The 11,449-nt window shown below is 46.4% G+C and carries 7 protein-coding genes and 1 pseudogene; 2 read left to right on the forward strand and 6 right to left on the reverse strand.

The annotated features are described in order from the left end of the window. The first annotated feature begins 110 nt into the window (after nucleotides 1–110). A complete protein-coding gene (locus ACFSOY_RS10830) occupies nucleotides 111–536 on the forward strand; it encodes a hypothetical protein (RefSeq protein WP_386046487.1) in 426 nt (141 codons plus the stop codon). A 246-nt stretch (nucleotides 537–782) separates the two neighbouring features. On the opposite strand, the gene ACFSOY_RS10835 is transcribed toward ACFSOY_RS10830, so the two are convergent. From ACFSOY_RS10835 to ACFSOY_RS10845, 3 genes and pseudogenes are all read right to left on the reverse strand, one after another. Further along, nucleotides 783–1,331, reverse strand: coding sequence for a DUF4269 domain-containing protein (locus tag ACFSOY_RS10835; RefSeq protein WP_386046821.1), 549 nt, complete (start codon nucleotides 1,329–1,331; stop codon nucleotides 783–785). 86 nt (nucleotides 1,332–1,417) lie between these two features. Then, nucleotides 1,418–1,528, reverse strand: a pseudogene (locus ACFSOY_RS10840) (Crp/Fnr family transcriptional regulator); the annotation flags it as partial. A 282-nt stretch (nucleotides 1,529–1,810) separates the two neighbouring features. Further along, nucleotides 1,811–3,313, reverse strand: coding sequence for a malate:quinone oxidoreductase (locus ACFSOY_RS10845; RefSeq protein ID WP_386046489.1), 1,503 nt, complete (start codon nucleotides 3,311–3,313; stop codon nucleotides 1,811–1,813). A gap of 518 nt (nucleotides 3,314–3,831) precedes the next feature. Here ACFSOY_RS10845 and ACFSOY_RS10850 point away from each other — a divergent pair. Further along, nucleotides 3,832–4,617, forward strand: a complete 786-nt coding sequence (locus ACFSOY_RS10850) for an AIM24 family protein (protein WP_386046491.1) — start codon at nucleotides 3,832–3,834, stop codon at nucleotides 4,615–4,617. Nucleotides 4,618–4,771: 154 nt separating this feature from the next. Here the strand turns inward: ACFSOY_RS10850 and ACFSOY_RS10855 are convergent, their stop codons facing one another. From ACFSOY_RS10855 to ACFSOY_RS10865, 3 genes are all read right to left on the reverse strand, one after another. Then, the gene (locus tag ACFSOY_RS10855; protein ID WP_386046823.1) at nucleotides 4,772–7,888 is read right to left on the reverse strand and encodes a hybrid sensor histidine kinase/response regulator; all 3,117 of its coding nucleotides are present in this window, start codon (nucleotides 7,886–7,888) and stop codon (nucleotides 4,772–4,774) included. Nucleotides 7,889–8,411: 523 nt separating this feature from the next. Continuing rightward, on the reverse strand, nucleotides 8,412–10,736 hold the full coding sequence (locus ACFSOY_RS10860; protein WP_386046824.1) for an ABC transporter permease: 2,325 nt from the start codon (nucleotides 10,734–10,736) through the stop codon (nucleotides 8,412–8,414). A 2-nt stretch (nucleotides 10,737–10,738) separates the two neighbouring features. After that, nucleotides 10,739–11,443 (reverse strand): ABC transporter ATP-binding protein, encoded by a 705-nt coding sequence (locus ACFSOY_RS10865; RefSeq protein WP_386046493.1) that lies wholly within the window; start codon nucleotides 11,441–11,443, stop codon nucleotides 10,739–10,741. Between the last annotated feature and the right edge of the window lie 6 nt (nucleotides 11,444–11,449).

The following is an 11,449-nucleotide window of genomic DNA, read 5'->3' on the forward strand; positions in this document are numbered from 1 at the left end:
AGGTCGGTGGTTGTGACATGCGTTCTTTTTTATTGGTTTACCTGTTCGTCCACGCAAATAGCTGAATAAAACTATATAATACACTATCTTTTGTATGGTGGTGAAAGCGATTGAAAGCTAAAGGATCAAAAACGAAAGGCAGACAAGCGGGAACGAAGAAGAAAAATCAAAAACACAAGAAAGTTGATGCACAGCTCGTCCAGATGCGGTTTTTTCAACAGGCGACTCCCATGACACCTATCACTCCTCAATCGGTAGCACCTTCGATGCCAACAACACCCATTTCCCCACAATCTGTGTCACCATCTTTTCCAACAACGATTATAGGTGGAGTGCCATTTCCGATGGGCCCAAGTCCAGAAGAAACGGCTCGTCGAGCATTAGCCGAATCATTTCGTCCGACTTACCAAGGAGGTCCGCTGATTTTCTTTGGCCCGCAGCCAACTCTTCCACCGGTCAGGCAGATGAGCCCGCTCGAACAGATTTTTATGGTTCCCTTTTTGTTTGGACGACGGCCATTTACTGAGCGCCGCTAACGTTGGACAGGCTAATTCGTTCGACAGTTTTGCTCAATTTCGGATCTGCTACTTTCGCGATGCAAAATTGTCGAGAATACGCCGCTCCGCTTTACAGCACTTTCAAGCCGCTGATCGCTCTTAAAACGCAACGTGCGCCTGTCCTTCCCGCGACAGGCCTTTTTTGTGCTCAGATGGCTGCCCTCCCCTTGTCTACATCAACAGGAGCTTCACTCGGCGAAAACTCTCCCTCATGTAAGATGATCATTAGAGTTCACCGACTCCATTGATCACACCCAATTCCGTTCCAAGAACGAGCAGCTCATCATATGGATCACCAGCCAATCCCAATACATGAGCGAAGGCTGGCTCCGTTTTCATGCCCTGTTCTTTCAGTCGAATAATTTCCGCTTTGATCTGCGGATTGGTCATCAACAGATGATGTTCCACCAGCATGTGCAGATACGCATTCTGTTGTTCAACCGCTCTCGGTTGAGCAAATAATTCAAACTCGAAGCCACCATAATGAAAATTGGTCAGCACCGTGGGCATGTCCGACATCGTCAAGTCTCGTAGAACAAACCCATCCAGCTGCCCGTATCGCGATTTCACATCTTTGCTAAAACGATCAGGTTCATAAACTTCCAAGATGATGTCTAGGTCGGAGCCCTTGATATCGATCGCGATCGGGATGGTTCCACATAGAACTGGATTATATTTGCTCATGTCCTCCAAGATCCCTAATTGATGAATCACCTGGAAAGCACGACGCTGTACTTCATTTCCTGATTCTAAATAGTTGATCGTCCGAAAGATGAGTATCTCCCCCTTGAAACCGCACCCGCGTTTCCGCTGCTCTGTGCGCGCAAACTCGATGTCAACTCGGTAACAGACAAATTGTTTACTGTTCCTTTTTTATATTCCTCCACCACGATCTCTGCAACGATCGCCCGCTGTTCTGCTTCGCTCAGGGATGTGAATCTCGTCATATACTTGTACAATATCTCGCTCATCATGCTTTCCTTTCCCCTCGTCGAACTGCCTGTTCGTTCAGAGTCGTTCTGCTCTCTCCTCCCCACTTTACCACTTTTTTGCTGAGGTACACCGCAAAGGGAGCATTACACAAGCGCTCACCGATCAGCAGCGCTTCGATTTACACAAAAAAGCCACCCCTCTACAGGGATGGCTTTATCTGATTGCCTCGGTGGCATCGAACTTCAACTCCAAGTTGCGCAATAGAGCTACACTTCTTGTCCACTTCGAGATCAGAATTGAGACTGCACTTTCGCGACATCTTAACTATAGGCCAGCTCTTTTTCGTCCAGACCTAGCACCTGCGCAGTCGTTGCATGAATCTCTTGGAAAAGCTCTGGGTTGGCCACGAGCGACACGCCATACGACGGAATCATCTCTTTGATCTTCACTTCCCATTCCATCATCTCTTGTGGGAAGCATTTTTCCAGCACTTCAAGCATGACGTGGACGGCGGTAGAAGCACCTGGAGAAGCGCCGAGCAGAGCAGCGATCGAGCCGTCAGCTGCACTCACAACTTCTGTGCCAAACTGCAGCGTTCCTTTGCCGCCAGTCGCAGTATCTTTGATCACCTGCACGCGTTGGCCGGCTACCGCAATGCCCCAATCCGCGCTCTTCGCATTCGGAATGAACTCGCGCAATTCTTCCATGCGCTTCTCATGCGATAACAGAACTTGCTGGATCAGGTATTTGGTCAATGACAGCTCTTTTACGCCTGCTGCCAACATCGTGATGACATTGTTCGGTTTGACCGAACCGATCAGATCGAAATTCGAACCCGTTTTGAGAAACTTGGGTGAGAAGCCAGCAAACGGGCCGAACAGCAACGTTTTTTTGTTGTCGATATATCTCGTATCAAGATGCGGAACGGACATCGGCGGAGCGCCCACCTTCGCCTTCCCGTATACTTTTGCATGATGTTGCTCGACAACTTCTTGATTTTTACATACCAGAAAGAGTCCGCTTACCGGGAAACCGCCGATATGCTTCGACTCAGGAATGTTCGATTTTTGCAGCAGCGGCAGACTGCCACCACCTCCGCCGATAAAGACGAATTTTGCCGTGTGGTATTCGACTTGACCACTTTCGATGTTGCGCACTTTCACTTCCCATAATCCATCGCTCGTACGTTTAAGATCCTCAACGCTATGCTTGTAGTTAATCTCGACGTTCTTCGTCTTTAAATGGTCAAATAGCATACGGGTTAATGCACCGAAGTTGACATCTGTGCCGGAGTCGATTTTTGTGGCTGCGATCGGCTCATCCGATGTGCGGCCTTCCATGATCAGCGGAATCCATTCCTTCAGTGTTTCCGGGTCATCCGAATATTCCATTCCCTGAAACAGAGGGTTGCTTGCCAACGCCTCAAAACGCTTTTTCAAAAACGAAACGTTCTTTTCCCCTTGTACGAAGCTCATATGCGGGATCGGCATGATAAAGTCTTGCGGATTGCGAATCAGATTGCTGTTTACAAGGTACGACCAAAACTGTCGGGAGAGCTGAAACTGTTCATTCACTTTAATCGCCTTGCTGATATCGATCGATCCATCAGATTTTTCGGATGTATAGTTAAGCTCACACAGTGCAGAATGACCCGTCCCCGCATTATTCCACTCGTTCGAGCTTTCTTCACCTGCGTCTGCCAGTTTCTCAAACACTTTGATTTCCCACTCTGGCGCCAACTCTTTCAGTAAGGACCCCAAAGTCGCGCTCATGACCCCAGCACCGATGAGGATGATGTCTGTTTTTTTCTGTACCTTGCTCACGATAACCTCTCCTTTTCCCCTACATACGCATATACGCATAAAAGAGTAAGCACTCCTGCTTAGGTGTCTCAAAAAGCAAGGCGCTACTCGGCAACATTTCTTTTCTGACTCGATTATACCATACGCGAGTCTATTATAGAGTTTTATAGATTGTAACATCTTACATTATATGGAAAATATAAAATGTTTTTATTTCGTAAATAATCAGAAATTTATCCTCGCCGTTTGAGGAGCATACCCAAAGCTCGCTCCACCTCATCGGGGATGAAAGCCACCCGATAAAAAGGGCTCGCTGACGCAATCAGGTCAGGGAGCCCTTTTTATCGTTTAGACATAAGGAAAGTTACGGTCATACCTTTCTGGCAGTTCGATCGGTTCACCGCTCACTCATCTTTTGATTGATTTTAATCGATTGTACAGTAAGCAAGGGAAGCGCCCATTTTTGTCGAATTCCAATATGTTGAAGAAAGGTTCGCACATCTTCACACCACTATTTGCCGCAGGAGGCATCTATCATTATGGCTTTTACTATCAATAATCTGACAGATAACGACAATGCTGTGATCAAGCAACAACTTGGCGGTTTTACGGTCATCGAGTACAAAGAGGATCTGAGCAACTCCACGCTGGAGGATGCACAATCCAACTTCTACATGAGCAAGAGCAATATGCGCAATAAACAGCTGATGATCGAATTAGAAAACAGTGAAGTTATGATGAGAGCAGGGGCCATGCAGTATATGATTGGCAATATTGAGATGACCACAGGGGTAAAAGGTGTTGGCGGTTTCGTACGCAATCTGGTAACCAGTGCGGTAACTTCGACCAGTGCGATCAAGCCCCACTACAAAGGCACCGGTACGATTCTGCTGGAAACCACCTATCAATATCTCTGGCTGATCGATGTCGACAACGACCATATCGTCATCGAAGACGGCATGTTCCTCGCTTGCGATACGACGCTGGATATCTCAGTCACTGCGCGTAAGTCCCTTTCCTCAGCCGCACTCGGCGGAGAAGGTCTGTTCAATCTGAGTGCCAAAGGGAGAGGCATCCTGGCGGTGGAAGCGCCCATCCCTTCCGAAGAAGTTGTCATCGTGGAATTGCAGAATGATGTGCTGAAGGTCGACGGAAACTTTGCGATCATGTGGTCGCATTCACTGGACTTCACCGTCGAGCGTGCGGGGAAAACCTTGGTCGGATCTGCTGCTTCCGGCGAAGGGCTGGTCAACGTGTATCGGGGAACCGGCATGGTCTGGCTAGCACCGCACATGCAATCGCGTCCGATTCCAACTCTGTCATAACCGACCGACGTTCGTCTATGAAAATTCACTGAGCTTGCATCACCAAAGTGGGTGGATTCAACGTACGACTCACCGCTGAGGAACTTGGCGAACAAAAAAGCCGGAGCTTCGACGCTCCGGCTTTTTTCGTATCGAGCAAAGCTACATCGCTTCGTCACTTCGTTTCGAAGCGGACATGAAAAGTTACCTTCGTTCCTGAACCTAACGTACTTTCGATGTGCAGTCCCGTTCCGAAGTGCCGCTTTAATCGCTGATCCGTATTGATCAAGCCGACTCCCGACCCGCGATCCGCCTTTCGCTCCAAAATTCGCTGCAATTGCGCTTCGTCCATTCCGACCCCATCATCTTCGACCGTGATCTCCGCATGCGAGTGATGGACAGCGATCCGAATCAATATTTCTCCCCCGCGAGCGCGTTTCATAATGCCATGTCGTATCGCATTTTCCACCAACGGCTGAATCGAAAGAAAGGGGATTTTCAATTCCCCGCAGTCATCTACATCCCAAACCAACTGAAGGCGTTCTTCAAACCGAACCTTTTCGATATAGAGATAAGAGCGCACCAAGCTGAGCTCCTCTTCGATCGGCACAAGTCCATCCGTATCCTGAAACCTGAACTTGCTCCGCAAGAAATTGCTGAACTCCTCAAGCAGATCTCGCATCTTATCCAAATCGATGTCGCTCAAGGCAGCCACAGCATTTAGCGAATTGAATAAAAAGTGAGGTTGGATTTGCGCTTGCAGCCATGCAGCTTCTAATCGCAATTGTTCCCGAACGACCTGTTTGATCGTAGTGAGCGCCTCGATCCGCGATCTGATCTCCAACGCTTCCACCGGCTTAGTCACATAATCGTTTGCGCCTGCTGAAAAACCGCTTTGGATATCTTTCGGCTGGCTTCTGGCGGTCAGGAGCAAAACGGGAAGCTCGGTGAGTGCAAACCGCTCTCGTATCCTGCGGGTCAGCTCATAGCCAGACATCTGCGGCATCATAATATCGGAGATGACCAGATCCCATTCCTTCGTATCGAGCAGAGCCAACGCTTCTCTACCGCTCGTCACCATCGTCAGGTCATATTCGTCGGGCGGTAAGATAGCTTCAAGCACTTGAAGGTTGACCGGGTCATCATCAACGATCAACAAGAGCGGGAGATCACGATTCGTATCCAAGCGAGTCGACTGCTTCGCGATCGGTAGAATTTCCGCTTGCTCCAAACCGATTGCTGCTGCTGCCTGAATCGGCATCGATTGCAGCGCTGATGGTTCGACCGAGATCGGAACATGCGACTCTTCCTTCTCATTCACCCCCGCCAGCTCTAAGGAAAATGTAAACGTAGAGCCTTCTCCCAAAACGGAGGACACCGCTAACGTACCTCGATGAAGCTCGACCAGTTGCTTGCTGATGCTCAACCCGAGTCCAAAACCGCCTTCAATCATGGTCTCGCTCGGGCTGGCTTGCTCATACGGCCGGAAGAGGCGTGCCAGCATCTCCTCATCCATTCCGATCCCAGTATCCGCAATCGCCACATAAGCTCTTCCGTCCCTCGCAGTAGCTTGGATCGAAATAACTCCTTCATTCGTAAATTTCACAGCATTATGAAGCAGGTTGAAAACGATTTGAATCACCCGGTTCTCATCCGCAATCACCGGAGGAAAATCTTCCGGAATTTGATTGACGATTTGGACAGACTTCAACTCTGCGTTATATTGCAGCATATCGAGCACTCCGGTTACGATGGGCTGAATCGAGATGACTTTTTCCTGTAGACGCGGATTGCCTTCCCGTAGACTCATTCCATCAATCAGATCGTTCAAGATGAGCGTTAGCCGACGTCCGACTGTCAAAACAGTTTCAAGCTCTTTGATACTCCGATCCTGTAACAAATGCCCTTCCCGTTTTAGGACCGATTGTGACATGTTAAGCATGCTGTGGAGCGGGTTTTTGAACTCATGTGAAGTGTTGGCCAAAAACTGATCCTTGTGGTCATTCATTCTTTGCAATGTTGCAGCAATTTCCTTTGTGTTCGCATGCATTTTGAAATATTCCTTAAACCATACGGAGGCGATGCACCCCATCGAAATAATCAGATCAAACGGATAGTGGACAACACTCAGCCCGCTTTCCCGCCAGATCAACAGCCAAAGAGTATGGTGAACCAGCGCAAGTATCGAAAACAGAAGTAGCAGATGTTGTCGAATATCCTTGATCACTCGTTTAAAGACTGCGATCAGCGTGATCACGCCCGCTATGCTACCCAATAGGAAATACACCGGAAAGAGCGCTATCACCTGATGGGGAGCTAAAAACAACGTGATGCCAGCAATCCCTAGATTCATTGCGATATAAACTGGATAAATTCGGCGCCAATAAGGGAGCTCGCGATGGTTCATACACTCCAACAACGCATAGCTTCCGATCATGAAAGAGACATTGGCGAGTCGAAAATCCCAGTCACTGCCGATGTAGTACAAGTAGTGGAACAACTTCTCGTCACTGCTAAAGGCGGTGGAAATGGTCACACATAGTGTTAGCAACGAAAAATAAAGCAGCCGTTTTTCCTTGTTGCCTAACAAAAATAAAATCAGAGCATAGACAGAATGCGCAAGGAAAATAATGATCCCCAACAGCTGCATGGAAACGGACAGTTTCATCTGCTTTGCAATCGCTTCTTCTGAACCAAATTTAATCGATCGAATAATCCCACCGCTGCGACTGTCCACATAATTTGCCGCCTGAATCACCAGGTCGATCACGCCGTTTTCGTCTGCCATAAAGCTGGTTGAATAAGGCAGGTTCTTCGCCGTATATTCGTCCTTCGTCTTCCCCACCTGACCGGATCTAGCAAGCAGTCGGCCATTCACATATACTTCTGATGATGTCCGCACGCTTGGCAAGTGAATGCTATAATTTAGCTCCTTTTCCGGATCTACAACGATCCGCAGGCGATAGGATGCAAATCCGTATGGAGTGGACGCTTCCCCTTCGCCAGGCAACGTTTCGTTCCATCCGTTCGGAACCGAAATCAGCTCGGGCTCCCGCTCGCCTGACACTTGCTGCCGACTACGATCCAGCAACAATTGGGAAGGATAGAACTCCCACTCCCCATCCAGCAAGAGAATGCCCCGATCATCTGCATTCCACTCCCGCAAATCCAATTGCCCATTTTTTATGGAGATCTGGTTTTGATCAGGGAATAAATCCATCCACACAAAGCGCAGGCCGGATAGAGTGACCAATAACAACCCGATTAACAAGATAATATGGATCTTTCTCATTTGGAAACTTGGGCGGTCTTTTGCCAAGAAGTATCCCTCTCCTACTCCATTCTCTACTCTTGCACATGTATGTATTTGATCAAGCTCTTATACGCGATGACATTCAAACGAGAAAAAACGATCAAGATGTCCCTCTGGTTATTATACCTTCTTTGTTGGGAATTGTTATTCAAATCTATAATAAAAATGAGTGAATAGATTTACAAATTCAGATTATCCCTCGTCACTGCTTTATCACCGGTCGCAACGATCATGAGGCGTTAGATTGCTGGGCCGGCAGTTGCTTCCATTGACCGCTTCCCTCACTAAAGATGCGCTTATCGTACCAGCAAGTTTGAAGGGCACCCAGTCGGGGGCCTTTCGAACCGATGGTTGATGGCTGCGTAGAAAATGCAATACTTCAGCGTTGAGCCGCTCCTGAAACTGTTCCCGATCAAATCCAAGCGGGTCTTTCATGCACGGCAAAAAGCCTGCGCAATGCGAAGTGGCACAAGACGCAGGCTCTCCCTTTGGTATTTCTCCACTATTCTACACCCTTCAGCGACTCAATCATGTTTATCTTGGTTACCTTCCTTCTAAGAAGCAAGTTAGAGAGGATGGTGAGTAAGAAGGCCAGCAGAACAGATATCAACAGTACGGAAATATTTAGTTTATCCGGGATCTGTTGATGGGTACTGGATAGTGCCTTTACAACATTCGCATACATATAGCCGCTAATCGGTAAGGCTACAAGAACTGCAAATGCGGTTAGGATGATGTTTTCAAAAAATATCAGCCTGTTTATTTTATGCTTTTGATAGCCTAACACTTTAAGGGTCGCAAGCTCACGATTCCTTTCATAAATGTTTATGGAAGAAATCGTATAGATAGCGCCAAAGGAGAGTATGACCGCACAAATGATAAACATGATGAATATAAAGCTGTTCTGTTTCAAGATATACTGAGCCGATTTCTCTAGATCTGTCTTATCTGCGATAGCATCTACTTGCGGATCTTGTTCAAAGAAGTTGCGGATGCTGATAAGATCGGCCGAGCTATTTGCTTCAACTAATAGCGAGGTCGGACTGTACTCCAACCCAAAGCTCTTTAAATAATCGGGCGTGATGTAAAACGACGGATTCGAATACTGGGTAGATATCTCTAAGACTTTCATATCTACAGTCTTGTTTTTAAGCTCTGGTGCTTTAAACGCTATTTTGATGAGATCCCCTTCTGAAATGTGATATTTGTCGGCGTATGATTTCGGTACCAGCACACCATTACTTTCTAAAGATATCCGATTTTCATTTTTGTCAAAGAAATGAATGAGGTTGTTTTTCTTTTCAGTCACAACTAAAGACGCCTTTTCTGCTTCATTATCTTTTACGAATTCAACAGGAAAGGTGGATAAAAAGTAGCTGTTCTTAATACCGGCGGGTAGTTGAGAAGTATCCGAAGATGCTCCCATTCTATAATCTACCCTTAGATCATAGGTATACACATCTTCAATTTGGTTCGCTACTTTTTGCAAGGAAGTTTGAGTACCAAAAGCAGTTATCAACAAAACTGTGCTTACTACAACGCCTACCGAGCTGGCCAGAGCTTTTTGTTTGTTGAGGAATATATTTCTCAGAATGATCTTGTAACTGTAAGGAATCCGACTCCAAACACCTGGAATTCTTTCGATGAATATCTTTTTCATCGTTTTTGGCGGTTTCGGACGGATCGCCTGAGCCGCACGTTCCTTCAATATGGTTCTGCCGCTTAAGTAGCAGGATAGCATCCCAAACGCGCTGGAGATAATGATCGGAGGAATGATTGAATAAAGAGAAAGCGTGAATTGAATGCCTGGCAGCGAATAGGCCTTTGCATTCGACTCAGTTACGAATGGAACAAATACGAATGCGGCGATGGCACAGCCTAGGATTGAGCCGATAATACCGACCAGCACAGGGTATCCCATGTAGTGCAGCATGATGTTTCTGTTTTTCACACCCAAAGCCTTCATAATGCCTACTTGATTTCTTTGAGAATCTATCAACCTCGACATGGTAAGAAATAAGATGATCGCTTCGATCAAAAAGAGCACCAAAGGGATGACCTTACTCATCAGATCATTATTATGTATCGTGGCGTTTAGTTGGGAGTAGCTGAAAGTCCGCTCTTTGCTCACTTGGTTTAAGTAAGGAAGCTGTTTGGACTTTTCCTCAAATGACACGCCCAATTTCCCAATATCGTAACCATCTTTAGCATCGACCATGACCTCATTATAGGAAAAGCCATCTGCGATTTCAGAGATGGACTCTTCGCCAATATAAGCTACTCCGTAGGTTTTATGGTCTTGTATTTCGTTCTTTTTTGCATGTTCAACATTCTCGCCCAAGCCGCTAATCGTAAACTTCAAACTTTTATCATCTGTACGTATACTGATTTCATCGCCGACACGATATTGATGTTCTTTGGCATAATGGGAATCTAATAAGATTTCACCCTTTTTTGACGGAATGCTACCCTCAATCATAGTAGGCGTATTGATCTCATTGCCTACAGGGATCGAATGAATTTTCAACGTAGCTTTATAACCGTCAAAAGGCTGCGTGGCATCAAATGTATAGCGCCCTTCTAGTTTATTGATGCCTTCCACTTCACTCAAGCCAGCTATCTCTTGTCGGGAAATGTTGCTGTAATATACATTCAAGTCACTTAAATTATGTTCCTGAAAGTACGCCTTCGTATAAGCGCTAAGATTATCGCTCAAGGTGACCAGCCCCGTATAGAAAAAAGCTCCCACCGCGATCACCAACACAAAGGCCAAAAATTGCCCTGCAGATTGTTTGATATCTCTGAGTAATTTGATAAACAGTTTCATAATCACCACTCAATCCCTTCAACGCTTTGCTTGTCAGCATTAATCGTTATGCTTTCTATCTTTCCGCTCTTCACCTTAATAACTTTATCGGCCATAGGAGCGATGGCCGAATTATGTGTGACCAAGACGACGCACTTTTTCGTTTCCTTGTTCAAATCTTGAAGAAGCTTTAAGACAGACTTGCCTGTAACATAATCCAAAGCTCCGGTTGGTTCATCGCAGAGTAAGAGTAAAGGATTTTTGGCAACAGCTCTAGCGATAGCCACTCTTTGTTGCTCTCCTCCCGAGAGTTGAGAGGGGAAGTTCTGGATACGATTCGTCAGTCCAACTTTATCTAAAATGTCTTTAGCATCCAGATGGTTTTTACATACTTCGGTTGCAAACTCAACATTTTCAAGTGCGTTCAGATTCGGAATCAAGTTGTAGAATTGAAATACGAAGCCCACTTTCTCACCGCGATATTCGGTCAATTTTTTCTCGTTGAATTTTGTTATTTCTTGGCCATCGACAAACACTTGACCTGAGGTAGGCGTATCCATACCGCCAAGTATATTTAAAATCGTACTTTTGCCTGCACCGCTTGCACCCAAAATCACGACGAATTCTCCCTCTGATATGGAAAAATCAACACCATCCAGGGCCTTGATTTGCACTTCTCCTATTTGGTAATCTTTCGCCACTTCTTTGAACTCGATTAGATTTTTCATCGATCA

The organism is Tumebacillus lipolyticus (genome assembly GCF_042682745.1).
Lineage (GTDB): Bacteria > Bacillota > Bacilli > Tumebacillales > Tumebacillaceae > Tumebacillus_A > Tumebacillus_A lipolyticus.